The sequence below is a fragment of the Antrihabitans spumae genome (assembly GCF_043944905.1).
GTDB lineage: Bacteria > Actinomycetota > Actinomycetes > Mycobacteriales > Mycobacteriaceae > Antrihabitans > Antrihabitans spumae.
Genome location: NZ_JBIMSN010000079.1, coordinates 45,522 through 70,803, shown reverse-complemented (window position 1 = coordinate 70,803; position 25,282 = coordinate 45,522). Strand labels below are relative to the sequence as shown.

Annotated in this window: 20 protein-coding genes; 8 read left to right on the top strand and 12 right to left on the bottom strand. The window is 64.1% G+C overall.

Going from position 1 to position 25,282, the window contains the following annotated elements:
* Nucleotides 1–232 precede the first annotated feature (232 nt).
* The 3 genes from ppgK to gnd are packed head-to-tail and all read left to right on the top strand — an operon-like array spanning nucleotide 233 to nucleotide 3,492.
* Complete coding sequence (gene ppgK, locus ACHIRB_RS18275) at nucleotides 233–997, top strand: polyphosphate--glucose phosphotransferase (protein WP_395116609.1); 765 nt, start codon at nucleotides 233–235, stop codon at nucleotides 995–997.
* Nucleotides 987–2,435, top strand: a complete 1,449-nt coding sequence (zwf, locus tag ACHIRB_RS18270) for a glucose-6-phosphate dehydrogenase (protein WP_395127740.1) — start codon at nucleotides 987–989, stop codon at nucleotides 2,433–2,435. Before ppgK ends, zwf begins: the two co-directional genes overlap by 11 nt.
* A gap of 37 nt (nucleotides 2,436–2,472) precedes the next feature.
* Nucleotides 2,473–3,492: a phosphogluconate dehydrogenase (NAD(+)-dependent, decarboxylating) gene (gene gnd, locus ACHIRB_RS18265; protein ID WP_395125110.1), complete on the top strand. Its 1,020-nt coding sequence runs from the start codon at nucleotides 2,473–2,475 to the stop codon at nucleotides 3,490–3,492.
* 68 nt (nucleotides 3,493–3,560) lie between these two features.
* Here the strand turns inward: gnd and ACHIRB_RS18260 are convergent, their stop codons facing one another.
* The 3 genes from ACHIRB_RS18260 to ACHIRB_RS18250 all read right to left on the bottom strand — a co-directional run bounded on the left by ACHIRB_RS18260 (nucleotide 3,561) and on the right by ACHIRB_RS18250 (nucleotide 8,042).
* Nucleotides 3,561–5,465: a glycoside hydrolase family 15 protein gene (locus tag ACHIRB_RS18260; RefSeq protein WP_395125137.1), complete on the bottom strand. Its 1,905-nt coding sequence runs from the start codon at nucleotides 5,463–5,465 to the stop codon at nucleotides 3,561–3,563.
* A gap of 276 nt (nucleotides 5,466–5,741) precedes the next feature.
* The gene (locus ACHIRB_RS18255; RefSeq protein ID WP_395116603.1) at nucleotides 5,742–6,911 is read right to left on the bottom strand and encodes a fatty acid desaturase family protein; all 1,170 of its coding nucleotides are present in this window, start codon (nucleotides 6,909–6,911) and stop codon (nucleotides 5,742–5,744) included.
* Nucleotides 6,912–6,944: 33 nt separating this feature from the next.
* Nucleotides 6,945–8,042 (bottom strand): ferredoxin reductase, encoded by a 1,098-nt coding sequence (locus ACHIRB_RS18250; RefSeq protein ID WP_395125111.1) that lies wholly within the window; start codon nucleotides 8,040–8,042, stop codon nucleotides 6,945–6,947.
* A 99-nt stretch (nucleotides 8,043–8,141) separates the two neighbouring features.
* On the opposite strand from ACHIRB_RS18250, the gene ACHIRB_RS18245 reads away from it, so the two are divergent.
* Nucleotides 8,142–9,362 carry a PucR family transcriptional regulator gene (locus tag ACHIRB_RS18245; RefSeq protein WP_395116599.1) on the top strand — a complete coding sequence of 407 codons (1,221 nt, stop codon included), beginning with the start codon at nucleotides 8,142–8,144 and terminating at the stop codon, nucleotides 9,360–9,362.
* A gap of 14 nt (nucleotides 9,363–9,376) precedes the next feature.
* Here the strand turns inward: ACHIRB_RS18245 and ACHIRB_RS18240 are convergent, their stop codons facing one another.
* From ACHIRB_RS18240 to pruA, 3 genes are read right to left on the bottom strand one after another with little or no spacing between them, the layout of a single operon-like run.
* Nucleotides 9,377–10,789, bottom strand: a complete 1,413-nt coding sequence (locus ACHIRB_RS18240; protein ID WP_395116597.1) for an acyl-CoA synthetase — start codon at nucleotides 10,787–10,789, stop codon at nucleotides 9,377–9,379.
* 4 nt (nucleotides 10,790–10,793) lie between these two features.
* Nucleotides 10,794–11,768: a proline dehydrogenase family protein gene (locus tag ACHIRB_RS18235; RefSeq protein WP_395116595.1), complete on the bottom strand. Its 975-nt coding sequence runs from the start codon at nucleotides 11,766–11,768 to the stop codon at nucleotides 10,794–10,796.
* Complete coding sequence (pruA, locus tag ACHIRB_RS18230; RefSeq protein WP_395125112.1) at nucleotides 11,765–13,411, bottom strand: L-glutamate gamma-semialdehyde dehydrogenase; 1,647 nt, start codon at nucleotides 13,409–13,411, stop codon at nucleotides 11,765–11,767. Before pruA ends, ACHIRB_RS18235 begins: the two co-directional genes overlap by 4 nt.
* Nucleotides 13,412–13,777: 366 nt before the next feature.
* Between pruA and ACHIRB_RS18225 the strand changes: the two genes are divergently transcribed.
* Nucleotides 13,778–15,103, top strand: a complete 1,326-nt coding sequence (locus tag ACHIRB_RS18225; RefSeq protein WP_395125113.1) for an HNH endonuclease signature motif containing protein — start codon at nucleotides 13,778–13,780, stop codon at nucleotides 15,101–15,103.
* Between the two features lie 14 nt (nucleotides 15,104–15,117).
* Here the strand turns inward: ACHIRB_RS18225 and ACHIRB_RS18220 are convergent, their stop codons facing one another.
* The 5 genes from ACHIRB_RS18220 to ACHIRB_RS18200 form a co-directional block, all read right to left on the bottom strand.
* Nucleotides 15,118–16,626, bottom strand: a complete 1,509-nt coding sequence (locus ACHIRB_RS18220; protein WP_395125114.1) for an ATP-dependent DNA ligase — start codon at nucleotides 16,624–16,626, stop codon at nucleotides 15,118–15,120.
* A gap of 14 nt (nucleotides 16,627–16,640) precedes the next feature.
* Entirely contained in the window at nucleotides 16,641–17,747 is a 1,107-nt protein-coding gene (gene dapC, locus ACHIRB_RS18215) for a succinyldiaminopimelate transaminase (protein WP_395125115.1), read from the bottom strand.
* Entirely contained in the window at nucleotides 17,748–18,071 is a 324-nt protein-coding gene (gene fdxA / locus ACHIRB_RS18210; protein WP_199705792.1) for a ferredoxin, read from the bottom strand. It abuts the gene before it with no gap.
* 109 nt (nucleotides 18,072–18,180) lie between these two features.
* Nucleotides 18,181–18,918, bottom strand: coding sequence for a hypothetical protein (locus tag ACHIRB_RS18205; RefSeq protein ID WP_395116586.1), 738 nt, complete (start codon nucleotides 18,916–18,918; stop codon nucleotides 18,181–18,183).
* Nucleotides 18,915–21,458 (bottom strand): bifunctional FO biosynthesis protein CofGH, encoded by a 2,544-nt coding sequence (locus ACHIRB_RS18200; RefSeq protein ID WP_395125138.1) that lies wholly within the window; start codon nucleotides 21,456–21,458, stop codon nucleotides 18,915–18,917. Before ACHIRB_RS18200 ends, ACHIRB_RS18205 begins: the two co-directional genes overlap by 4 nt.
* Before the next feature lie 111 nt (nucleotides 21,459–21,569).
* Here ACHIRB_RS18200 and ACHIRB_RS18195 point away from each other — a divergent pair, with 111 nt between their 5' ends.
* Nucleotides 21,570–22,067 (top strand): PH domain-containing protein, encoded by a 498-nt coding sequence (locus ACHIRB_RS18195; protein ID WP_395116584.1) that lies wholly within the window; start codon nucleotides 21,570–21,572, stop codon nucleotides 22,065–22,067.
* Between the two features lies 1 nt (nucleotide 22,068).
* On the opposite strand, the gene ACHIRB_RS18190 is transcribed toward ACHIRB_RS18195, so the two are convergent.
* Entirely contained in the window at nucleotides 22,069–22,872 is an 804-nt protein-coding gene (locus ACHIRB_RS18190) for an NAD(P)H-binding protein (protein ID WP_395125116.1), read from the bottom strand.
* Nucleotides 22,873–22,956: 84 nt separating this feature from the next.
* Here ACHIRB_RS18190 and ACHIRB_RS18185 point away from each other — a divergent pair, with 84 nt between their 5' ends.
* Together ACHIRB_RS18185 and ACHIRB_RS18180 are read left to right on the top strand one after the other, a co-directional pair.
* Nucleotides 22,957–23,721, top strand: a complete 765-nt coding sequence (locus ACHIRB_RS18185; RefSeq protein WP_395125117.1) for a TetR/AcrR family transcriptional regulator — start codon at nucleotides 22,957–22,959, stop codon at nucleotides 23,719–23,721.
* A gap of 16 nt (nucleotides 23,722–23,737) precedes the next feature.
* A complete protein-coding gene (locus tag ACHIRB_RS18180) occupies nucleotides 23,738–25,267 on the top strand; it encodes a PH domain-containing protein (RefSeq protein ID WP_395116578.1) in 1,530 nt (509 codons plus the stop codon).
* Nucleotides 25,268–25,282 lie beyond the last annotated feature (15 nt).

Genomic DNA, 25,282 nt, shown 5'->3' with positions numbered 1-25,282 from the left:
AACCCAATCCGAAACAGATCAAGCCGGCACGTCAGCCCGGAGAAAGATCTGGGCTAGGCACAAAAACAACTGACAATTCCTCCGCCCATTCGACTAACACCGCGTTACATGTTCGCCTCCGGCCACACATTTGCTATATCGATCGCTAAATTGATTCCAAGCGCAGTACACGCGTCACTGTCAGCGCCTAGTGTGGAATCCGCTCGCCTGGCCGAGAGAAACGGGGCGCGATATGAGCGATCAGGGATGCGGCATCGATATCGGTGGTAGCGGTGTCAAGGGTGCGATAGTCGACCTCTCCGACGGTTCGCTCGTCGGTGAGCGAATTCGAATAGACACCCCCCAACCGGCCACCCCCGAGGCCGTTGCAAGCACCGTCGCCGAGATCGTCAAGCAACTCGGCTGGGAAGGCGCAGTTGGCATTACGTTGCCCGCCGTCGTCACCGGCGGAGTCGCGCGCACCGCGGCCAACATCGACAAGTCCTGGATCGGGACCGACGCCGTCGCCCTTTTCAAAGACGCGTTGGGCGGCAACAGCGTCGTCGTGCTGAACGACGCCGACGCCGCAGGATTGGCCGAGGACAAGTACGGCGCAGGCAAGGATGCAAAGGGCGTCGTGATCTTGTTGACCTTCGGCACGGGGATCGGCTCGGCGGTCATGACCAACGGAGAGTTGGTGCCCAACACCGAGTTCGGGCATCTGGTCGTGGATGGCAAGGAGGCCGAACACCGCGCGGCCTCGTCGATCAAGGAACGTGACGAACTCTCCTACAAGGACTGGGCCAAAGAGGTGTCGCTCGTTCTGACCCATATCGAAGACCTGATGTGGCCCGACCTGTTCGTCGCAGGTGGTGGAGTTAGCCGCAAGGGCGACAAGTGGATTCACCGACTGGACAATCGAACACCTGTGGTGCCGGCAGCGTTGCTGAACACGGCGGGAATCGTAGGCGCGGCAATGGCGGCCGAACGGACTTCGAAGGGGAACGATGTCGAGTAGCAGCACAGGAACTACCGACCCGCACGTCGTCGTATTGTTCGGCGCCACAGGGGATCTCGCGAGACGCAAGCTTCTGCCCGGCATGTTTCACCTTTCGATGTCCAAGCTCGCACCTGACCTGCGCATCGTGGGAACGTCGCTGGAGGACTTGGACACCGAGAAGTTTCGCGCCATCGCGAAGGAGGCCTGTCACGAGTTCTCCAGTCGCCCGATCCTTCCGGAGGAATGGGAGAAGTTCGAGGAGACGATCTGCTTCGTCCCGACCGCGGACGGTCCGGAGGCCTTGTCTGCCGTGGTCCGCGAGCAGGCAGGCAAGCTGGCAGGCGACGTACGGCTGCTGCACTACCTCAGCGTTCCGCCGAGGGCGGCAACAGCGGTGCTGAAGACGCTCGAGGAAGCCGACCTGGTGAAGCACGCACGGATCATCATGGAGAAGCCCTTCGGCACCGATCTCGAAAGCGCCAAACAGCTCAATGCATCCATTCACGAGATCTTCGCCGAGGAGCAGGTCTTCCGGATCGATCACTTTCTCGGCAAGGAAGCGGCACAGAACATCCTCGCGTTCAGGTTCGCGAACGGTTTGTTCGAGCCGATCTGGAATCGGAACTTCATCGAGCACATCCAGATCGATGTGCCGGAGAAGCTCACGCTCCAGGGCCGAGCTGCTTTCTACGAGCCCACAGGCGCTTTCAAGGACATGGTGGTGACGCACCTGTTCCAGATTCTTGCGTTCATGGCAATGGAACCACCGACCGAACTTGCACCGGCCGCCATCAGCGAGGAGAAGAACAAGGTCTTCCGTTCGATGCGTCCGCTCGACGCGAGCACCGTCGTTCGTGGCCAGGTTCGCGGGTACCGAGACGAACCCGGTGCGTCGCCGGAGTCCGATACCGAGACGTTCGTCGCCCTCAAAGCCGAGATCGACAACTGGCGCTGGGCAGGAGTTCCGTTCTATCTGCGCACGGGCAAGTATCTCGCCGACGGTCAACGCATCATTTCCATCGCTTTCCGCGAACCGCCGAAGAGTATGTTCCCAACGGGTTCCGGCGTCGGCGCGCACGGACCCGATCACCTGACGTTCGACCTCGCCGACGCGTCGAAGATGTCGCTGTCCTTCTACGGCAAGCGTCCCGGCCCTGGTATGAAGCTCGACAAGCTCAGCCTGCAGTTCGCGATGCAGGAAACCGAGCGGGTCGGCGATGTGCTGGAAGCCTACGAACGCCTCATCCTCGACGCGATGCACAACGACCACACCCTGTTCACGACATCGGCTGGTATCGAACGACTTTGGGAGGTATCGCAGCCGCTGCTCGACGATCCACCACCGGTCCGCGGGTACGAGCCGGGGTCGTGGGGTCCGAATGCGATCCACCAGCTGATAGCGCCGCGCGCGTGGCGACTTCCGTTCGAACGTGTGTGGCGGAGCAAGAAGGCATGACAGCGAGTTCGACGATCAGGAACGAAAGGGTTTTGTGATGCAGCTCGGAATGGTTGGTCTCGGCCGGATGGGTGCGAACATCGTGCGCCGCATCGCAAAGGACGGACACACCGCTGTGGTGTTCGACATGAATGCCGATGCGGTGAAGGAACTCGAAGGCGAAGGTGCCATCGGTGCGACCTCGATGGAGGACTTCGTAGCCAAACTCGAGAAGCCGCGAGTGGCGTGGGTGATGATCCCCGCCGGCATCACGGGTCGTGTGATCGATCAGCTCGCCGCGTTGCTCGAACCTGGCGACATCATCATCGACGGCGGCAACAGTCGCTACCACGAGGACATCAAGCGCGCGAAGGCCTTGAAGCCCAAGGGTATTCACTACATCGATATCGGCACCTCGGGTGGTGTGTTCGGCCTCAAGCGTGGCTTCTGTCTGATGATCGGCGGCGAGAACGAGCAGGTGGCGCATCTCGATCCGATCCTCAAGTCGATCGCTCCCGGTGTCGGCGAGGTGGAACGCACGCCCGGCCGCGAAGGCGAGCCCTCGACCTCGGAGCAGGGCTATCTGCACTGCGGTCCGGCTGGTGCCGGCCACTTCGTGAAGATGGTGCACAACGGCATCGAGTACGGCGCGATGGCGGCCTATGCCGAAGGCATGAACATCTTGCACAAGGCGAACATCGGGTCGCGTGAGGCAGGCGAATTCTCGGCGGAAGAGACGCCGCTCGAGCAGCCGGAGCTCTACCAGTACGACATCGATCTGAAGGAAGTCACCGAGGTCTGGCGGCGCGGGTCCGTCGTCGCGTCGTGGTTGCTCGATCTCACTGCGGCAGCACTCTATTCGGACCCGACGCTCGACTCCTACGGTGGTCGGGTCTCCGACTCGGGCGAGGGCCGGTGGACGATCGACGCCGCCATCGACGAAGGCGTTCCGGTGCCGGTGTTGGCTGCATCGCTGTTCCAGCGCTTCTCATCACGTGGCGAATCGCTGTATGCGGACAAGGTCCTCTCCGCTATGCGTAAGGCATTCGGCGGCCATCACGAGCTGCCGCACAAGTAGCCCGACACGACGAAGGCGCCCACCGGAATCCGGTGGGCGCCTTCGTCGTTTGTAGCAGTCGACAGGGGCTAATGATGCGCGGGCTGGAACTCCCCCGCCGCGACATCCTGCTCGGCACGGATCACGTGGACGACCGCGTTGATCAGCGCCAGGTGGGTGAAGGCCTGCGGGAAGTTGCCGAGGTGCCGACCTGTCGCGGTGTCGATCTCCTCGGCGTACAACTTCAGCGGACTTGCGAAGGCAAGCAGGCGCTCACAAAGTTGCTTTGCTCGTCGCAGTTCGCCGATCTCGACCAGCGCCGACACGAGCCAGAACGAACAGATCGTGAACGTACCCTCTTCGCCTTCCAAGCCGTCGTCCGTCGTGTCCACCTTGTAGCGCAGGACAAGTCCGTCGACCGTGAGTTCGTCGGCGATCGCGAGAACTGTTGCCTTGACGCGTTTGTCGTCGGCAGGCATAAATCTCAGCAGCGGGATCAGCAGTGCCGACGCGTCGAGTGAATCGTCGCCGTAACGCTGGATGAACACGCCGCGCTTGTCGACGCCGTTGGCCAAGATGTCGGCCTTGATCTCTTCGGCGATCTCGGCCCACTGCTGGGCGTAGGACTTTTCCCCATGCAGCGCAGCAAGTTTCGAGCCACGATCGAGTGCGACCCAGCACATCACCTTCGACGATACGAAATGCTGCGGCTCGCCCCTGACCTCCCAGATGCCGCGATCAAGATCCTGCCAGTGTTTGATCGCCTCTTCGACCTGCCGTTTGAGCAGCGGCCACAACGACTCCGGCACGTGCTCGCGGGAACGCACGTGCAGGTAGACCGAGTCGAGCATCGTGCCCCAGATATCGTGCTGCGCTTGGTTGTACGCACCGTTGCCGATTCGTACGGGCCGAGCGCCGTCGTAACCGTGCAGGTGCGAGAGTTCGGATTCCTCCAGCATGCGCTCGCCGCCGAGGCCGTACATGACCTGCAGCGTCTGCAAGTTGCCGTCTTCGTCTTCGGCTACGTCGGAGAGGAAGTGGAAGAAGTTGTTGGCCTCGCGGTCGAGCCCGAGCGTGTGCAGACCCCACAGCGCGAAGGTCGAATCGCGGACCCACGCGTATCTGTAGTCCCAGTTGCGCACGCCGCCAGGGGTTTCGGGCAGTGAGGTCGTAGCAGCGGCCATAAGCGCACCCGTCGGGGCGTAGGTGAGGCCCTTGAGGGCAAGAGCACTCTGCTGCAGGTAGCCCCGCCACGGGTGGTCGGGGAACTTGCCGATCGTGAGCCACTGTCGCCAGCATTCCGAGGTCTGCCACATCTTCTGGGCGGCTTCCTCTTGCGTCTTCGGCGCGGGTAGAGGCGACCACGACAGCGCGACGAAGGCTTCGTCACCCTCGACCATTCGAGTGCGTGCCTGGGCCTCGCGGCCTTCCAAGCCGAGGCGCAGGTTCGTCGTCAGCTTGAGTGTGGGTTGCGAGCCGTCCTTGCTGCCGGCACACGTCGCGGTCGCCTCTTCGTAGACCTCACCGGTGTATTCCCACTTTGCCGACTGCCGGTGGTAGTCGAAGGCCGGCTCGCAGCTGACCTCGAGTTCCACTGTGCCACTTACACATTTCACCATTCGGAGCAGGATGTGCTCGGCATCCCAATCCGTCGGTGCACGGCGATGGGTCTTCGAGCGCTTGTCGGTGTTGTGCCAGCCACCCATGATGAGCGCATCGTGCACTGTGAGCCAACCGGTTTCGGTCTGCCAGGTCGTCTCGACGATCAGACCACCGGGACGGTAGTGCCGCGCGGCGGGCACATTTTGGCCGTACGGACCGACTCTGAAGTGACCTGCACTGCGGTCGAGTATCGCTCCGAACACGCTCGGCGAATCAGGCCGCGGGGCGCACATCCACTCGACGGCGCCGTTCGGTGCGATGAGAGCCATCGTCTCGCAGTCGGATAGGAATGCGTACTCGTCGATCGGCGGGAACGGACTTCGGATCGGCATCGCCGCGTCGACCGACACCTTGGACGGTTCGGCGTGATCGGTGCCTGCCCTGCCGTTCGATTCCGGTACCCCGGGAGCGGGGGCTGCCCGCCGACTCGACTTCTTCGTGGTCTCGTTCGCCGCGGTCGCCATCGAAACATCATCCTCGACGCCGACCCGGCCTGTGCGCGAATTCGCGTACCGAATTGATACTCGTCTACCGAAACAATTTCGCTTGTCTTAACATTTTTACAATTTCGATATTCGGTAAAGCAATTCGACTCGCCTATTCAGAAATCAGGCGGCGATGCTCTCCTGTTTGGTATCGCGGAACACCATTTGCACCAAATTTCCTGGATTCAGCGTCGAGGTGGCTTTGCGCGCGAAATCGTTCGGAAGCGAGAGTCGGAAGACCTTCTTCCACGCCGATCCGACCTGCTGGACGAGCGAGCCACTGGTGTAGGTCAAGCCGTACCGGTCGAACAGTGCCTGCACCTTCGGCGCGATCTCGGCGTACCGGTTGCTCGGCAGATCCGGGAACAGGTGATGCTCGATCTGGAACGAGAGGTTGCCGGACATGAAGTGCATGACCCGACCGCCGGAAATGTTCGCGGACCCGAGCATCTGTCGCAGGTACCACTCGCCACGGGTTTCGCCGTCGATCGATTTCTTTTCGAACGTCTCGACACCCTCGGGAAAGTGGCCGCACATGATGACCGAGTGGGTCCACAGATTGCGGACCAGGTTCGCCGTCAGGTTCGCGGTCAATGTCGTCAACGCCGACGGACCAGACAGGAGCGGATGCACCACATAGTCTTTGGTCATCTGCTGCCGAATCTTGCGCAGGACTTTGTTGCGAGCTGCCTTGAATTCGGCTTCATCCTTGCGGCCTTGGAGGTATTTACCGATCTCCAGGTCGTAAGCGGCGATGCCATATTCGAAGAAGCACGCGTTGACGAAGTTCCACAGCGGCTGCGCCAGATAGAACGGCATCCAACGCTGTTCCTCGTCGACGCGCATGATGCCGTAACCGAGGTCGTTGTCCTTGCCGATGACATTGGTGTAGGTGTGGTGAAGTTCGTTGTGACCGTGTTTCCACAGCTCCGACGGCGACGCGTTGTCCCATTCCCACGTGGTCGAGTGGATCTTGGAGTCGCGCATCCAGTCCCACTGACCGTGCATTACGTTGTGGCCGATTTCCATGTTCTCGATGATCTTGGAAATCGACAGCCCGACGGTGCCTGCGAGCCATGCGGGCGGAAACAGCGAGACAAGGAGGACGCCCCGACTACCGAGTTCCAGCTTGCGCTGAAAGTCGATGACCTTGCGGATGTAGGCGGCGTCTCGCTCGCCACGATTGTCGAGCACGTCCTGGCGGATGGCGTCGAGCGATTGACCAAGCTCTTCGATATCTTCGGCGGACAGGTGAGCGATCGGATTGTTCGGCTTCTTCTGCAGTGTGGTCATGAGATGCCCTTCGCGGGGTGTTGGAGATCGATGTCAGAGATCGATGTCGCAGGAGCCGGCAGCTGCCGCCACACACGTTTGAATCAGTACCCCGTCGCCTGTTGCGGCGGTGGTGATGTCGCCGTTTCGCAGATCGCGAACGGCTCCTTCGCGTAGTGGAACGACGCAGCCGAAGCAGATGCCCATACGGCATCCGGACGGCATGATGACCCCGGCGGCTTCGCCTGCGTCGAGCAATGTCTGTGAACCTTCGGCTTCGACGACTGTGTCCGATCGTGCGAACGTCACGGTCCCGCCTTCACCCGCGGCGATGACGGTTGCCCGGAAGCGTTCGGTGTGGAGGCGATCGGCGATGCCGTCGTCGGACCACCGTTGTTCGACTGCGTCGAGCATCCCGGCGGGTCCACATGCCCAGGTCTCGCGATCGGCGACGTCGCCGACGAGTTCGTCGAGTTCGGCAACGTCGAGCATTCCGTCGGAATCGGTGTGCCTCTCGATCAGCCGAATGCGACCGGCACGGGCGAGTTCACGCAATTCGCCCGCAAAGATCACGTCGTCCGACGTCGGTGCCGAGTGCACGATGACGACGTCGTCGAGTCGATCGACGTGGTTGCGCAGCATGCCCATCACCGGCGTGATGCCGCTGCCAGCGGTAAGGAAGAGCACCTTCCGCGGCAAGTCGGCTCCGAGTGTGAAGTCACCTGTAGCGTGGTCGAGCTGGACGATCGTGCCAACTTTGGCCTCGCGGACCAGGTGGTTGCTGACTTTTCCGTTCGGGATCGCTTTGACGGTGATCGTGATGTTGCCGTCGACGCGACCGATGTCGGAGGTGAGCGAGTATGCACGCCACTGCCTGACCCCGTCGACGTCGACGCCGACGCGGATGTACTGGCCCGGCGTATGGACCTTCCAACCGCGGCCCGGCTTGATGACGATCGTCGCGGCGTCGCGGGTCTCGCGCCGGATCGCCACGATCCGGCCTCGTAGCTCGGTGCCGAACAGCAGCGGGTTGACGATGCCGAGGTAGTCGGCGGGAACCAACGGAGTTGTGACAAGCTCCGCGAACTTGACTGCGCGGTCGCGCAGCTTTGTAGTCGTCCTAGCTGCGGTCCTGGTCGCAATCGTTGTCATAGAACAAGCCTCGCCTACTCACGGGTATAAACTCTTGTCCTGTGAACGTGAACGACTACGTCACATTTGTTCGTAATGAATAGTTTTTGAGGAAGTGCGTTGCCGAAACCCGAGAACGAACCAGCCCGCGAGTACCGCGCTGTCTCCGACCTCGAACTGGACGGCGACATCATCGCCGCACTACAGGCCGGTCTTCCATCGGTAGCCGAGCACACCGTCGCCGCCATCATCGTCGAAGTTCCCAGCTACACCGGCGCACTCACCGGAACGATGGGCCACAACATCGAAAACGCGGTTCGTATGGCGCTCGCCGTATTTCTGCGCTTGGCTGCGCGGTCGAAACACTCCGATCCCGGCTCGCCGCTGGCACCGGCGTTGGACGCCGCTTACGAACTCGGGCGCGGCGAGGCACGCAACGGCCGAACGATGGACGCGCTGCTGTCTGCCTACCGAGTCGGTGCTCGGGTCGCGTGGCGTGAGCTGTCGACGACCGCCGTCGCCGGTGGACTACCCGCACCGACGATGGCGAAATTCGCGGAGTTGGTCTTCGAGTACATCGACAGCCTCTCCGCGTCGAGCGCGTCCGGCCACACCGACGAACTCGCAACGTCGGGTCGCGTACGCCAGCGTTACCTCGACAGGCTCGGTAAGGATCTGCTCACCGGAGCCGCGATCGAGAAGCTGGTCGCCAGCGCCGAGCGTGCTGACTGGACCCCACCCGAGACCCTCACAGCCGTCGCACTGCCGGTCGAGCAGGTCCGTACCGTCATGGTCGGTCTGCCGAACACCACGCTGCAACTTGTGGAAGACCTACCCGGCGTCGACGCGGCCGACACCGTGGCCGTACTCCTCGTCCCGGATCTCGGCGGCATCGACAGGCCTCGCCTACTGCACGCGCTGGACGGTCACGATGCAGTCGTCGGTCCGGCACGGGTGTGGACCGATGTGCTGACGTCCTATCGGCGCGTCCTCCGTGGTCGTGCGCTGCCTCGGTCCACCGACGCGAAGGTCGTCGATACCGACGCTCGCCTCGCCGAACTCGTCCTCGGCGCCGACGCCGAAGCGCTTGCCGATCTGCGTCACCAAGTGCTCGCTCCCCTGGCGACGCTGCGACCGAACACCGCCGAGCGGCTTGCAGAAACCCTGCGGGCGTGGCTGTTGCACCAAGGCAATCGTGACAACGTCGCTGCCGCGCTGTTCGTCCATCCGCAGACCGTCCGATATCGCATGGGCCAGTTGCGTGACCTGTACGGCGAGCGCCTCGAGGATCCGCGGATGATCCTCGAATTGACTGTGGCGCTGGCACTTCCAGCGGAGTGAGCGCTCTAGTACTACTACTGGTCGCCGAGCAGCTTCTTCTGCACCTTGCCCATCGCGTTGCGTGGCAGTGACTCGACGACGACGACGCTCCGCGGACGCTTGTGCGCGGACAGTTCCTTTGCGACGAAGTCGATCAGGACATCGGCGACGACAGCTTCACCGGCGCGTGGAACCACGTACGCGACGATCCGCTGACCCAGATCCGAATCGGGAACGCCGATCACAGCAGCTTCGGCGACCTGCGGATGCCCGAGCAGCGCGGTCTCGATCTCACCGGCCCCGATGCGGTAGCCGCCGGATTTGATCAGGTCGGTCGACTCGCGCCCGACGATTCGGTGAAAGCCGTCGGCGTCGACGACCGCGACGTCGCCGGTCTTGAACCAGCCGTCCTCGGTCCAGTTGCGGGCGGTCTCGTCGGGCCGGCCGAGGTAGCCGTCGAAGAGCATCGGTCCGCGCACCTGCAGGCCGCCGACGCTCTCGCCGTCGTGCGGTACGTCGTTGTCCGAGTCGTCGCGCAGTCGAGTCTCGACGCCGGCGACGGGCGTGCCGACCCAGCCGCGACGACGCTCGCCGTCCGCTCGGGTCGACAGCGTGATCATCGTTTCGCTCATGCCATATCGCTCGACGGGAGCGTGCCCGGTGAGTTCGGTCAGCCTGTCGAAAACAGGAACGGGAAGTGGCGCGCTGCCCGAGACGAGAAGCCTGGCACCGCTCAGCGCGCGGGCGGCCTCTGGATCGTCCGCGATTCTCGACCACACCGTCGGAACCCCGAAGTACAGCGATCCCTTGGCGGCCGCATAGGCGTCCGGCGTCGGTTTGCCGGTGTGTATCACTGGGCTGCCGACCCGAAGCGGACCGAGCAGACCGAGGATCAGGCCGTGCACGTGAAACAGCGGAAGTCCATGCACCAGAACATCTTTGGGCGTCCAGGCCCACGCGTCCGCGAGTGCGTCGAGCCCTGCGGCGATCGCCTTTCTGCTGAGCAGCACGCCTTTCGGCTGCCCGGTCGTGCCTGAGGTGTAGAGGATGAAGGCAACGCTCGATGGCGCCGGTTCCGGGTAGGTGTGCCACGAGCGGGCGTGCAGACGGACGGGGACGACCGGCAAATCGGTCTCGCCCGGCGCCTCGCCGAGCCACGCCTGCGCACCGGAATCTCGGAGGAAATGCTCGACCTCGGTCGGCCCCGAATCCGGCGGGATCGGTACGACGGTGACGCCGGCGATCAGGCATCCCAGAATCGCGAGAACTGTCCGCGGCGTCGGTTTCGCGAGCACCGCAACGCGGTCGGCGCGGGCGATACGTTCTGCAACCGACGTCGCGGCGCCGATCAGATCACTGCGGGAAAGTACGGCATCGCCGATGGTGACGGCATCCGGGATGTCGTAACCGCCTGCAACGGCGAAGGGGTCCAATGATCGCAACAACACCGACTCACCGTACCGTCGCGATCGAACGTAGGAAGAACCTGAGGTTCGACGGTCGCTCGGCAAGCCTGCGCATGAAGTAGCCGTACCACTGCGCGCCGTACGGCACGTAGACGCGCATCGCGTATCCCTCGGCCGCGAGACGCAGTTGCTCGACGTCACGGATGCCGAACAGCATCTGATGCTCGAAGGTGTCGCGGCCACGGTTGGTGCGACGAGTCATATCGCCTGCGGCAGCGATGATCTCGGGATCGTGCGACGCGACCATCGGATAGCCTGCGCCGAGCATCAGGATCTCGAGACAGCGTCGATACAACGCATCGACGTCCGATCTGCTCTGGTAGGCAACCGATTCCGGCTCTCGATACGCGCCCTTGCAGAGCCGAATGCGCGAGCCCGGACCTGCCAGCTCCCGGCAGTCGGCTTCGGTTCGCCGAAGATAGGACTGCAGAACCGTACCGAGCCAGGGAAACTCGGTTCGCAACTCACGGACGATCCGCAATGTCGACTCGGTTGTGGTGTGATCCTCGGCATCGACAGTCACCCAGATCCCAAGCCGCTGAGCGTGTTCGCACACCGTCCGTGCATTCGCCGTCGCGATTGCGTCGCCGTCGACAGGTAGGGCCTGACCCAAAGCCGACAGCTTCATCGACACTTCGAGCGGGGCGATCTCGTTGTTGAGATCAATCGAGGCCGGCAGTCGCAACCCAGCCAAGTCGTCGAGCAACGCGAGGTACTCACCCACTGTGGCGTCCGCCTGCGCGCGGTCGGTGGTGTCTTCGCCGAGAAAGTCGATGCTGATCGTGCGTCCCGATTCGAGGAGCGCTGCAACGACTTTCAATACCTCCGGCCGCGTCTCGCCCGCGATGAAGCGAGTGACGATCCGCCTCGTCACAGGCGCCTTCGTCAACGCCGCCTTCAGCTTCGACGAACGTGCCGCCGCAAGGATCGCAGGCCGCAGCGGATTCGACAGGATGGTCATTCCGAGCCGCCCTGCATGTGGGGGTACCGGTAGTCGGTCGGCGGAACGAACGTCTCCTTGATCGTGCGGGGAGAAGTCCAGCGCAGCAGGTTCAGCGGTGATCCGGCCTTGTCGTTGGTTCCCGATGCCCGCGCGCCGCCGAAGGGTTGCTGCCCGACGACGGCTCCTGTCGGTTTGTCGTTGATGTAGAAGTTCCCGGCAGCGAATCGTAAAGCCTGCGAGGCTGTTTCGACGGCGTAGCGGTCGTCCGCGAGCACGGCACCGGTCAACGCGTACGGTGCAGCCGAATCCACCTCCGCGAGAACGGCTTCGAACGAGCCCGCCACCGAATCGTCGTACACGTGCACGCTGAGGATCGGACCGAAATACTCGGTGGCAAACGCCTCGTCGTGTGGATCGGTCGCCACCAATACGGTCGGCCGCACGAAGTAGCCCTCGGCATCGTCGTAGCTTCCACCGACTGCGATGTCGACTCCCGCTGCAGCCCTTGCCCGTTCGATCGCTGCGACGTTCTTGTCGTAGGCCCGACGGTCGATCAGGGCACCACCGAAATTCGACAGGTCCGTCACGTCGCCGTAGGTCAGTTCGTCGACCTCCGCCAGAAAATCGGCACTCATCCGGTTCCACACCGAGCGCGCAATGTAAGCGCGTGATGCTGCCGAACACTTCTGACCTTGATACTCGAAGGCACCGCGAACAAGAGCGGTCCGCACTGCGTCAGGACTCGCCGACGAGTGCGCGACGACGAAGTCCTTCCCTCCCGTCTCCCCAACCAGTCTTGGATAGCTGCGGTAGCCGCTGATGTTCTCACCGACTTTGCGCCACAGGTACTGAAAAGTCTTGGTGGATCCGGTGAAATGGATTCCTGCAAGCCGCCGGTCCACCAAAGCGACCTCCGAAAGGTCGGACCCGTTGCCAGTCACCAGATTGATCACCCCGGGTGGCAGACTAGCGGCTTCGAGCAATCGCATCGTCGCGTATGCGGCGACCGTCTGCGTCGGCGACGGTTTCCAGACGACCGTATTGCCCATCAACGCCGGCGCTGTCGGGAGATTGCCCGCGATCGCAGTGAAGTTGAACGGCGTGATGGCGTAGACGAATCCTTCGAGCGGTCGGTACTCGAGCCTGTTCCACACTCCGGGCGACGAAATCGGTTGCTGCGCAAGAATGTCGCGCGCGAAGGCGACGTTGTACCGCCAGAAGTCGACCAGTTCGCACGGCGCATCGATCTCAGCCTGCTGCACGCTTTTCGACTGCCCGAGCATCGTTGCCGCCGCGATCGTCTCGCGCCACGGTCCCGCGAGTAGGTCCGCGGCCCGGAGCAGCACAGCAGCGCGCTCGTCGAACGGCAACGCGCGCCAATCCGCTGCTGCGGCCGTCGCGGCGTCGATCGCGGCAGCAGCCTCGGCGTGAGTCGTCTCGGAGATGGTGCCGAGCACCTGACTGTGCCGGTGTGGTGCGACGATGTCGGACCGCGCGCCACTGCCTGCTCGACGGTCGCCGCCGATCACCAGCGGCACATCGACGGGGTTGTCGGCGATCACGGTGAGCGCGGCTCGAAGACGTTCGCGCTCGGGACTGCCGGGCGCGTAGGTATGGACCGGCTCGTTCATTGGCGACGGAACCGCTGTAATCGCGTCCATACTCCAGGCTAACCCCAACGCCCGCAGTTGACGTGGTGACTGCGCGGTCGACTCGGCGCACGGATGTTCGGCACGTCCCCGCGGGGACGCTCGATGGCCCGTTCTTGTCGGCGACTCGGTGGGCTCGGCGGCTCAGGTGCTCAGCGGCTCGGTGTCCGCGCACCGACGAACTTGGTGCCGGAGTCGGCCTGCGGCTGATTTTAGAGGTCGTCCCGCGTCGCCCGGTCGCACCGCTACGGCGTCCCCGCGGGGACGCGCGATCTGGGTTCCGACGTCCCCGCGGGGACGTTTCCGGCGATCATGTTTCTGTCGGTGGGTCGCGATAGGTTTGTCGAACATCAGTTCTATCGAAACCGGGGAGATTCGATGAACACCACCGCACAACTACCGACAGCACTACCGACACAACGGCCGATCGAAGAGATCGAAACCGAAATCTGCACCCTCGCCGGCCAGATCGCCGCCGCCACCGCACGATTCCTGACCCTGCTGGCCGAATTCGACGCCCGCCGCGGCTGGGCCGGGTGGCAACTGCATTCCGCCGCCCACTGGCTGTCCTGGAAAGCCGGTGTCAGCCTGCACACCGCTCGTGAACAGGTCCGCGTCGCGAACGCCGTGACCGTGTTACCGCGCATTGCACAGGCGTTCGCCGAGGGCAGGGTGTCCTACTCCAAAGTCCGTGCCCTCACCCGCGTCGCCACACTGCACACCGAAGAATCGTTGCTGCGCATCGCCCTGCAAGCACCGGCGGCACACCTGGACCGGCTCGTCCGCGGCCTCGTCCGACAAACCCGCACCACCGACACCGACACCGACACCGACCGTGCTGGTGGGCGTTGGTTCTACGACGACGACGGCTACCTGGTCGTGTCCGCCCGATTCCGTCCCGAGGACGGTGCCCGATTCCTCGCCGCCCTCACGCGTGCGGAGTACGAACGCACCCGCACCGACGCGACGGGACCTGATACCCCTGAACCCGACCGCACCGCACCCGCACCCTCGAACCCGGTTCCCGCGATGGTGGCGATGGCGGAGATGATCTGCGCCGGCACTACCGCTTCTCCGGTTGTGTCTCCTGCTGCGGATGTGTTGGTTCATGTCGGACCCGACGGCACGCCACTCGACACATCGGATGCGCACCTCGACGACGGACCCGGTCTCGATTCGCAGACTCTGGAGGCGGTGTTGTGCACCGCGTCGGTGCGGCTGATCCGTCACGGTCGTCTCGGGCCGACCATCGCCTGGGACACGTCCCAGCGCCGTCCGAGTCGAACCCTGCTGCGGCAGTTGGTGATCCGGGATCGGTGCTGCACGGTGCCGGGCTGCGGCCGCACTAGGTTTCTGCATGCGCACCACGTTGTCTACTTCTCGCGGGGCGGTCCGACCGATCTCGACAACTTGACCCTGCTGTGCGGTGAACATCACCGCGCATTGCACGACGGATTGTTCACCATCACCGCCGACGGCAATCAGAACTTCACCTTCGCCGACCTCAACGGACGCAGAATCGACTACACCCTGCTGTCCGGCGATGACGACGACCTCAGCCGCCGTTATCGCCACATCGAACCCGATGCCGTCACCGCCGATTGGTCCGGTGAACCGCTCGATGCCAGCTTCGCCACCGACGTGCTGCTCCGCAACTGGGACCTGGAGAAACGCCGACGCAACAGCGACCTCGTGGCGGCCTAGGGCGTACCCCAAAGTTAACCCGGCAGCAGAGCTCGCACCGTGTCGATGGTGTCGGCATCGCGGGCATCCTTGTCGGGTCGGTACCGCAGGACCCGTGCGAACCGCAGCGCCACTCCCCCCGGATAGCGCCGACTCACCTGCACGCCGTCCAACTCGATTTCGACGACGATCTCCGGCCTTAGGTAGACGGTCTGCGCGTCGCGGCTGCTCTCGTGTTTCGGGAATTCCTCGGTCTGCCACGCGAGCAACTTGTCGGTGAGGCCTTTGAAGGTCTTGCCGACCATGATCGGCGGGCCGCCGTCGGGATCGCGCGCGCCGAGATGCAGGTTGGACAGCAACCCCGTCCGTCGCCCATATCCCCACTCGGCGCCGAGCACAACCAGGTCGATCGTGTGGACCTGCTTCACTTTCTGCCACGTTCGACCGCGACGTCCAGCGGCGTACGGCGCAGCGAGCGATTTCACCATGACGCCTTCGTGACCGTCGCGCAGGGCAGCAACCAGATAGTCGGTCGCTGCTTCGTCGGTCGGCCGTTGCACCGACGGAATTCGATGATCCGGCGCCGCTCGCTCGAGCGCGTCGAGCCTGGCCGACAACGGTTCGTCCAACAGGTCTACGCCGTCGAGGTACAGACAATCGAAGAAGTAGGGGTGCAGCAGCAATTCGCCTGTGTCAGCACCGAATCGGCTCATCGTCTCCTGGAACGGCCGGGGTCGGCCACTGTCGGCGAGAGCAAGAGTTTCGCCGTCCAGTACGACGGACTCGCACGGCAGGGCCTGCACGAGCGAGACCAACTCCGGGACGCTCGGCGTGATCTCGCGCAGGGTGCGGGTGAAGATCCGCACCTCGTCACCGTTGCGGTGCACCTGGATTCGGGCGCCGTCCATCTTGTACTCGACGCTGATGTCGGCACCGAGTTCGGCAAGCGCATCGGCGAGGCCCTCGGCGGGTGAGGCCAGCATCGGCTGCACAGGACGCCCGACTTCGAGTTCGAACTTCGACAGTTCGTCGATGCCTCCGCGCAACGCCGCGACCGCCGTCGTCGGGAGAGCGCCGGACAACATAAACGCCCGACGTACCGGGGCGATCGGCAACCCGGCAGCGGTGGCGACGGCGTCGGTCATGATTCCGACCAGTGCGCCCTGCCGTAGTTCACCGGTGAGCAGACGGATGACGAAACTCTGCTCGTCTGCGGTCGCCGCGGCGAACAATGCACCGACCAGTTCGCGCCTGCGCAGCACCGACCCGGACCCGGACAACCCAGCAAGTTCCTCGATCATCGAGTCGACGGCCAGAACCGTGAGCGACGGTGCATCCGCGGGATCGACACGCAGATCGGTCAGCGTGCGCCAACCTGTGCCGATACGCCGCTGCCGAGGTTCGCCCGCAAGCCACGCGACGGCCGGTTCGATCTCCTCCGGCGCCAAAGCCCGCAGCAACGTGGCGAGCGATTCGATCTTGGCCTTCCGCGAACGAGTACTTCCGACCGCGGCTGAGGTGGCGACTATCTCGGCAAAGAGCACACTTCCATAGTTGCCTACTCCACCGACAACCTGTCCACGGCCGCTGCGATTCGCTCATCGGTCGCAGTCAGGGCGATCCGCACATGCTTCGCGCCGCTCGGACCGTAGAACTCGCCCGGGGCGACGAGGATCCCGCGCTCGGCGAACCAGTCGACAGTCGTGCGGCATGCTTCGCCGCGCGTGGTCCACAGGTAGAGGCCGGCTTCGGACAGGTCGACCGCAAAGCCTGCGTCACGAAGCGCGGCAAGCAGGGCCGTCCGCCGCGCCCGGTAGCGTTCGCGCTGCTCAGCCTCGTGATCGTCGGCGATCAGTGCCGCCGTCATGGCTGCCTGCACCGGGAACGGCACCATCATGCCCGCGTGCTTGCGGACCGCGAGCAATTCGGCAACCAGAGCGGCGTCACCCGTCACGAAGCCGGCGCGGTAACTCGCGAGGTTGGAGGTTTTCGACAGCGAGTGGATGGCAAGAAGTCCTGTGTGGTCGCCGTCGCAGACTCGGTCGTCGAGTATCGACGGCGCTTCGCCCTCCCAGGTCAGACCCAGGTAGCACTCGTCGGATGCGACGATCGCACCACGTTCGCGGGCGTAGGCGACAACCTTGCGAAGATGGTCGACGGGCAGCACCTTGCCGGTCGGGTTGGACGGCGAGTTGACGAAGATCAGCGCAGGCGAATCCGGGCCGAGTTGCGTCAACCCGTCGGCGCGGACAACTCGCGCCCCGGCCAACAACGCGCCGACCTCGTAGGTCGGGTAAGCAAGCTCCGGAGTGACGACCAGGTCGTCGGAACCGAGGCCGAGCAACCGCGGTAGCCACGCGATGAGTTCTTTGGTGCCGATGACCGGCAGCACAGCCTGCTCGTCGAGACCTGTTATGCCGTAGCGCCGCTGCAACGATTCGACGGCGGCGACCCGCAGTTCGCGGGTGCCGTGTGTTGTCGGGTAACCCGACACCGCCGAGACGGACGCCAACGCGTCACGGATAGTCCCGTCGACCGGATCTACCGGCGCACCGACCGAGAGATCGACGATCCCGTCCGGATGGGACTGCGCCAGCGCTTTCGCGGAAGCAATTGTGTCCCAAGGAAAATCGGGCAGGATGGCCGAGACCGGCGTGCGGGCCAACTAGCCCTCGCTCATGGGCGGCAGAGCCTTGACGAACGGCGGATCGTAGTCGACCTTCCCGAGCTTCGCGGCGCCGCCAGGCGAGCCGAGCTCGTCGAAGAAATCGACATTTGCGTTGATGTATCCGGTCCACTGATCCGGGGTGTCGTCCTCGTAGAAGATCGCTTCGACCGGGCAGACCGGCTCGCACGCCCCACAGTCGACGCATTCGTCGGGATGGATGTAGAGCATCCGACCACCCTCGTAGATGCAATCAACGGGGCACTCTTCGATGCATGCCTTATCCAACACATCTACGCACGGTTCAGCGATGATGTAGGTCACTGGCCTGCTCTCCTTGTTCCGAAACGTTGCTCGACAACCCTCACGCGCGCGGTAAACCGCTCGTGGACAGTATCCCCGCCCACGTCGGCCCATCCGTTGTAAGTCTGCCCTAACTGGCTGCGATCCATTGTTGGCCGGCTTTCGCCGCCCGTGACAACGCACCGAATTCACCGAAGTAGTCGGCGATGACTCCGACCGCAGGCAGCATCCCGAACAGCCGAAAGATCTTTTTCGGCCGCGGCCGTTTGCCGAGTTCGTCGGTGATCCCACGCACGATCTTCGTGATTCGCCACAACGCCTTTGCCAGGGCGAACGGCGTCCATTTGCTGTCCTGCTCGGCCTCGGCAAGCTGTCCCGCCGCCGACGCTGCCTTCGCCGACGCGCCGCCGATATTTCGCTGACACAGCACCGCCGCGATCAGTTCGACCTGCTTGTGCTGATCGACGATCCCGTATTCCCGCGCGACGGCACAGAGCACGATCGATTGGTTCGCGAAACCGAGCGCGTCCTGCAGCGGCAGGCGTTGCAACAGCGCACCGAAAACGCCCGGATACGCGACGACCAGGTTGTTCAACGCGCCGACACGACGGACCCACCACGCCGACCGCTCGTGCAGGCTCATCCCGTCCCACGACTTCGTGCCAGGGACATCGACTGTGTTCAGCACCCACGCCATTGCGTCGAGGCCACGGTCGACCACGGAATCACCCGACGGCTCTGTTCGCTTCGTCCGGCCGCGCAGCCCGAGCGGATCGATCGTCGACAACACGTCGAGTACCGGGTTGATGACCCACACCGCCCGACCGAGGACGGCCGCGACCTCTTTGTCCGTGATCGCTTCGCTCACGCGACGTGGACCTTGTCCGCGTAGGCAGTGGTGCGCTGCCGAGCCGGACGGTCGATGCCTTCGGCGATCGCGCGCAGCTCGGCGACCGATTTCGACGAACCGTGTTCCGACCCTGCCATCCGAGAGATGGTCTCCTCCATCAAAGTTCCCCCAAGATCGTTGGCACCGCCCGCGAGCATCACGCGACTGCCGGTGACCCCTAGTTTGACCCAGCTGACCTGAATGTTGTCGATGCTGCCGTGCAACATTATTCGAGCTAGTGCGTGCACCGCGCGGTTATCGCGATTGGTCGGTCCTGGTCGGGCAGCACCCGCAAGATAAAGCGGCGAGGACTGATGCACGAACGGCAGCGGCACGAACTCCGTGAATCCGCCTGTCTTGTCCTGGATTCCGCGTAGAACCCGCAGGTGTCCGACCCAGTGCTTCGGATTGTCGACGTGGCCGTACATCATCGTCGAACTGGACCGAAGCCCGACCTGGTGTGCGGTGGTGACGACGTCGACCCAGGTCGCGGTCGGCAGTTTGCCCTTGGTGAGAATCCAGCGAACCTCGTCGTCGAGGATCTCGGCCGCCGTGCCGGGAATCGTGTCGAGACCTGCCTCACGAAGGTCGATGAGCCAGTCACGAACGCTCTGTGCCCCACGTGCCGCGCCGTTGACGATCTCCATCGGGCTGAAGGCGTGGACGTGCATCGACGGCACTCGGTTCTTCACCGCGCGAACCAGATCCGCATAACCGGTGGCGGGCAGTTCGGGATCGATACCACCCTGCATGCAGACCTCGGTCGCACCTTGGACGTGGGCCTCCCACGCCCGGTCGGCGACATCGTCCATCGACAGCGTGAAAGCGTCGGCGTCACCCTTACGCTGCGCGAACGCACAGAACCGGCAGCCGGTGTAGCAAATGTTGGTGAAGTTGATGTTTCGGTTGACGACGTAGGTGACGGTGTCGCCGACCGCCTCCTTTCGGAGCGCATCAGCAAGTGCGACAACAGCTTCCAACCCCGGACCCTCGGCCGTCGCCAGGGCGAGGTACTCGTCGTCGGTGCAGCCTGCCGGATTTCGCTCCGCCGAGCGAAGTGCCGCAACGAGATCGGTGTCGACGCGGACGGGAGCCGCCAGCGATAGCACCTGCTCGCGAACGGTGTCCCAGTCGCCGAACGCGCTACCGAGGTCGCTGCGGGTTTCGGTGTTGCGACCGTCGGTATCGATCGACGCGTTCAGGTCGGTGCGCCCGGTCGATTCCCACGATTCGTCCGGTTCCTGCCACGGCAGCCCGACCGGCTTGGTGTCGAGCTTCGCAAGCCCGGTCTCCGGATCGGCGAGCGCCTGCACATGTGCGGTGATGCGCGGATCTATCCACGGATGACCGGCGAGGACGTACTTCGGTTGTGCGGCAGTGCGTTCGGTCAACGTGTAGCCGGCCGCGGCGGTGATCTCGGCAAGCGTGTCCAGATTCGGCCACGGGCGCTCTGGATTCACATGATCGGGCGTGAGCGGCGACACGCCACCCCAGTCGTCGACTCCTGCACCGATGAGCGCAAGGCACTCGGTGTTGGAGACGAGGTTCGGCGGCGCCTGGATTCGCATGCCAGGACCGAGCAGTAGCCGCGCAACGGCGATCGTCGCGGTGAACTCTGCGATGCCCGCGTCGGGTGCACCCCGCATCACCGTGTCAGACTTGGCGAGGAAGTTCTGTACGATCACTTCCTGCACATGCCCGAACGCCTTGTGCGACTTTCGGATTGCCATGATCGACTCGGCGCGATCGGTCAGCGTCCCACCGATTCCGACAAGGATGCCCGTCGTGAACGGCACACTCAGACGCCCTGCGTCGGTGAGGGTTCGGAGTCGAACCGCCGGGTCCTTGTCAGGGCTTCCGTAGTGGCACTGACCTTTTTCGGTGAACAGCCGGGTCGACGTCGTCTCGAGCATCATCCCCATCGACGGCGCAACAGGTTTGAGTCGGGAGATCTCCTCCCAGCTCAGCACGCCCGGATTGAGGTGCGGCAGTAGGCCGGTCTCCTCGAGCACACGAATCGACATGGCGCGCAGGTAATCCAGTGTCGAGTCGTAGCCACGGGCGTCGAGCCATTCCTTCGCTTCCGGCCACCGCGCCTCAGGTCGGTCACCGAGCGTGAACAACGCTTCCTTGCAACCCAACTCGGCACCGCGGCGAGCGATCTCGAGTACCTCGTCCGGCTCGAGGAAAGCGCCGCGCCCTTCGGCCCGCAGTTTGCCGGGAACGGTGACGAACGTGCAGTAGTGGCACTTGTCCCGGCACAGCCGAGTCAGCGGGATGAACACCTTGCGTGAGTAGGTGACCGTCTTCGGTCGGCCCGCGGCCTCGAGCCCAGCGTCACGGACCCGCGCGGCACTCAGACAGAGGTCCTGCAGATCGGCGTCGCGCGCCTGCAGCAGCACAACTGCCTCGTCGACGTTCAGGGTCGCCCCGTCCCTTGCCCGTCGCAGCGCACGGCGCATCGCGGACGGGGTCGGCACAGTCGGGGGTGCGGCGGGCAAGATCGGGTCCGGCAGCAGGGTCACGGTTCGATCATGCGCCACTACCTACCTGCCCTGCCACCGGGAGGGTCGTTCCCCAGGTCCGCGCACGATCGTGGACGATGGCTGTATGACTCCGATCGTGACGCCATGACTCCGACCGTGACGATGGCCGACCCCGCGTGGCGACCCAGCCCGAAGGCGAAAGCGCTGTGGGCGATCAACGCGGCTCTGCTGTGGGTCGTCCCGTTCGTCGCTCAGATCGTGTGGGCGGTCATCGACGGCACCGCGACATCGGCAGTCCACGTAGGAGTGTTCGTCGCGAGCGTGGTCCTTGCTGCTGCTCACATCGGCGGCGTGCCGATGTGGCGGTATGCCGTCCATCGCTGGGAGGTGAGCGACACCGCGGTCTACACCCGAACCGGCTGGTTCACGCAGGAGCGCCGCGTCGCTCCGATCTCCCGCGTCCAGACCGTCGACACCGAGCGTGGACCCATCGATCGGATGCTCGGCTTGGCCACAGTTACGGTTACGACCGCATCGTCGGCCGGGGCGGTCAAGATCACGGCGTTGGACAACGAGGTTGCCGATCGCACCGTCGCGCAGCTCACCGAGATTGCGGCCAGAAACACCAGCGACGCAACCTGATTCAGCGAAACGCAGCGACATTGGCAGCGGCCCATTCTGCGAACGTCGTTCCTGGCCTGCCGGTGATCTCAGCGACGGTCTGGACCGCGAGTTGCGGTGCCTCGACCAGTGACGCCACCCCGTCGACGTACCAGCGGGCGTATTCGCCCATACCTGCTGCCAACTCGGCGACCGCGGCCTCGTGATCGAGTTCGAAATAGGAGATCTCGCGCCCGACGGCCGAGGCGATCGCGGCCAGCTTTTCGTCGCGACGCAAGCACTCGGGTCCGGTCAGTTCGTAGGACTTGCCGACGTGAGAGTCGTCGAGGATGGCACGGGCAGCGACTGCGGCAATGTCGGACAGGTCGATAGCGGCATTGGCCGCAGCGGGATAGCCGTCGCGTACGCGGTCCGTCCTTCGGATCTGATCGGACCACATCAGGTAGTTGTCCATAAATTCGCCGGGTTCGAGATGCGTCCACCCCAGCGAGGACGCCTCGACCGCCGTCTCGATCGGCTCCCATCCTGTGCCGACCGCACCGGCGAGGTCGACGATGCGGCTGACGCCCGCCTGTTCCGCAAGCGCGACTGCTGCCGTCACGGTGGGCGGATGCGGCGCGAGGTAAAGCACATCGACGCCGCTCAGCGCACCTTCCAGCGTCTCGGGACGGCCGACGAATCCGGTCACGACGTCGACCTCCGCCGGCAGGGCCGCGCTCGCTGGATCTGTCGTCAGAGCCCGTACGTCCGTTGCGCCGAGGCGCAGCAGTTCGTCGACGACCAACCTGCCGACGTTACGCGTCGCACCTGTGACCAGCACTTTCATCGACACTCCTTTGTCGTATGCCATACGAATTCAGTTCTTGTCGTAGGGTATACGAAAATCGTCCTCGCATGGAAGGTAGTGGTGATGGAACACAGCGGTACCGGCGATCCCGACCGGATTCTGCCGCTGCTGTGGCGCCATCATGCGACCTCTCCCGATCGGCCAGCGGCCGGACGCAGACCGAAGCTGACGGTCGACGACGTTGTGGGCACAGCCATCGCCATCGCCGACGCCGACGGCCTCGCGGCCGTGTCCATGAACCGGGTCGCCACTGCCCTCGGTGTCGGAACGATGACGTTGTACACGTACGCGCCCTCGAAGGGCGAACTGCTCGACCTGATGGTCGACGCGCTCCTGGTAGCAAAGGCGCTGCCTGCGCCCGGCGAACCACGGCCCGCCTCGTGGCGTCAGCAGATCGAGCTCTACGCCGAAGCGACGCTCGCCCAGTACCACCTGCATCCGTGGCTGGGCCAGATCTCGACCGTCCGTCCGCCGATCGGGCCCGGCATGCTCGCGGACAGCGAGTACGTGCTCTCGACCCTGGTCGGACTGAAGCTGAGCGCTCGCGATACGACCGCCGCGGCGGACGCGATCACAGCATTCGTCACGGCAACGGCGGCCACCGAAAGCGAAGCGGCCGACCTCGAACGTCGAACCGGCCAGACGAACGACGCCTGGTGGGGCGAACGCGATCGGCTGTGGCAGGAATACTTCGATCCGGAGCGGTACCCGACGATGAACACGATCTGGAATGCCGGCGGCTTCGACTCCTCGACCGGTCCCGCCATGTCGAGCGCCCATGCATTCGGCCTGGCGCGACTACTCGACGGCATCGAAGCGTCGGCGTGAACGGTAGCTTCGAGGTATGACAGACCTGGTACCCGACGAAGCATCGGGATCCGAGGCGATCGCAGCCGAGCAAGAACAGCCGTGGCTGCGGTTGGACAAGCGCATGCTGCTCGTCCACCCGGTCAACGAGGCCGTGAAGTTTCTGCCGGTTCTGCTCGCGTCGTTTTTCATCGGCGCCCAGAGCGGTAACCACATGTGGAGCCTCGTCGCACTCGCGTTGATCGTGCTGTTCGCCCTATTGCGCTGGTTCACAACGTTTTATCGCATCGGCGCCGTGCACATCGAACTTCGTACCGGCCTGTTCCAGAAGAAGTTGCTGTCGATACCGCGAACCCGTATCCGTTCGGTGGATTCCGAGGCGAGCTTGCTGCACAGGGTGCTCGGGCTGTCCGTGGTGCGGATCGGCACCGGCACGCAAGCAGGTAGCGGCGACGAGAAGTTTCTGCTCAACGCCCTCGATGCCTCGCTCGTACCTGGCCTGCGAGCCGCGCTGCTGACCAAACCTGCTCCGCAGGAGGCTGATTCGCTGGACAAGGCCCAACCACCGGTCGCCGCAACAGAAATCGCGCACTTCTCTCCGAATTGGGTCAAGTACGCGCCGTTTTCCTCGACCGGCGTCGTTGCGATCCTCGCGGCGGTCGGTATCGCCTTCCAGTACGGCCTCGGTCAGCGCATCGCCGACTCCAGCGTCGTGTCCAACAGTGTCGATGCGGGAGCGCGTTTCGGAATTGTCCTCGTGGTGATCGTCGGCTTGCTTCTACTCCTGTTGCTCGCGAGCGTATTCGCCTGTGTCCGTTACCTGTTGACCTACGGCGGCCTGGAGGTCATCGACGACGGGCGCGTCCTCCATGTCAATCACGGCTTGCTCAAGACCCGACAGACGTCGTTGGATCGGGCTCGGCTGCGCGGCGCGACACTGAAAGAGCCTCTGCTGCTGCGCCTCGCGGGTGGCGCGAAACTCGACGGCATCATGACAGGCGTCAGCGCGGAGAAGCAGGAATCGTCACTGGTATTGCCACAGGCACCTGCTGCCCATGTTCGTCGCGTTCTCGCACATCTGCTCGGCGACGCCACTCAGGGCACAGTTGCCCTGACCCCGCACGGACCGAGTGCGATGCGACGCCGTTTCACCCGAGCCCTGCTGCCGATCGTTGCCGTGGTCGTCGGCTTGCTCGTCGCCAAGGTCGTCGGGTGGGACGTCCCCTGGTTCGTCTGGATCGTCGTCGTCGCTGCATTCGTCGCGGCGCTCGGGCTGGCCTGGGACCGTTACCGCGGCCTCGGGCACGCGATACTGCCCGGTTGGCTTGTCACACAGAGCGGTTCGCTCGATCGAGACCGGGATTGCCTGGAGTCTGCGGGAATCATCGGCTGGACGGTTCGGCAGAGCTTCTTTCAACGACGAGCGGGCGTGGCAACGATCGTCGCAGCGACAGCTGCCGGAAAACGGCACTACGACGTCCTCGACCTGCCGATCGACGATGCCTGGGCGCTCGTCGACGCCGTCACGCCCGGTGCAGGCGATATCTGGGTGCGTACCGACCGATAAAGCTAGGGTCGGGCC

Bases quoted from the DNA above. Each gene is read 5' to 3' on its own strand.
- ppgK (WP_395116609.1), top strand. From the start codon at position 233: ATGAGCGATCAGGGATGCGGCATCGATATCGGTGGTAGCGGTGTCAAG.
- zwf (WP_395127740.1), top strand. From the start codon at position 987: ATGTCGAGTAGCAGCACAGGAACTACCGACCCGCACGTCGTCGTATTG.
- gnd (WP_395125110.1), top strand. From the start codon at position 2,473: ATGCAGCTCGGAATGGTTGGTCTCGGCCGGATGGGTGCGAACATCGTG.
- ACHIRB_RS18260 (WP_395125137.1), bottom strand. From the start codon at position 5,465: ATGCCGATCCGAAGTCCGTTCCCGCCGATCGACGAGTACGCATTCCTA.
- ACHIRB_RS18255 (WP_395116603.1), bottom strand. From the start codon at position 6,911: ATGACCACACTGCAGAAGAAGCCGAACAATCCGATCGCTCACCTGTCC.
- ACHIRB_RS18250 (WP_395125111.1), bottom strand. From the start codon at position 8,042: ATGACAACGATTGCGACCAGGACCGCAGCTAGGACGACTACAAAGCTG.
- ACHIRB_RS18235 (WP_395116595.1), bottom strand. From the start codon at position 11,768: ATGACCATCCTGTCGAATCCGCTGCGGCCTGCGATCCTTGCGGCGGCA.
- pruA (WP_395125112.1), bottom strand. From the start codon at position 13,411: ATGGACGCGATTACAGCGGTTCCGTCGCCAATGAACGAGCCGGTCCAT.
- ACHIRB_RS18225 (WP_395125113.1), top strand. From the start codon at position 13,778: ATGAACACCACCGCACAACTACCGACAGCACTACCGACACAACGGCCG.
- ACHIRB_RS18195 (WP_395116584.1), top strand. From the start codon at position 21,570: ATGACTCCGACCGTGACGATGGCCGACCCCGCGTGGCGACCCAGCCCG.
- ACHIRB_RS18190 (WP_395125116.1), bottom strand. From the start codon at position 22,872: ATGAAAGTGCTGGTCACAGGTGCGACGCGTAACGTCGGCAGGTTGGTC.
- ACHIRB_RS18185 (WP_395125117.1), top strand. From the start codon at position 22,957: ATGGAACACAGCGGTACCGGCGATCCCGACCGGATTCTGCCGCTGCTG.
- ACHIRB_RS18180 (WP_395116578.1), top strand. From the start codon at position 23,738: ATGACAGACCTGGTACCCGACGAAGCATCGGGATCCGAGGCGATCGCA.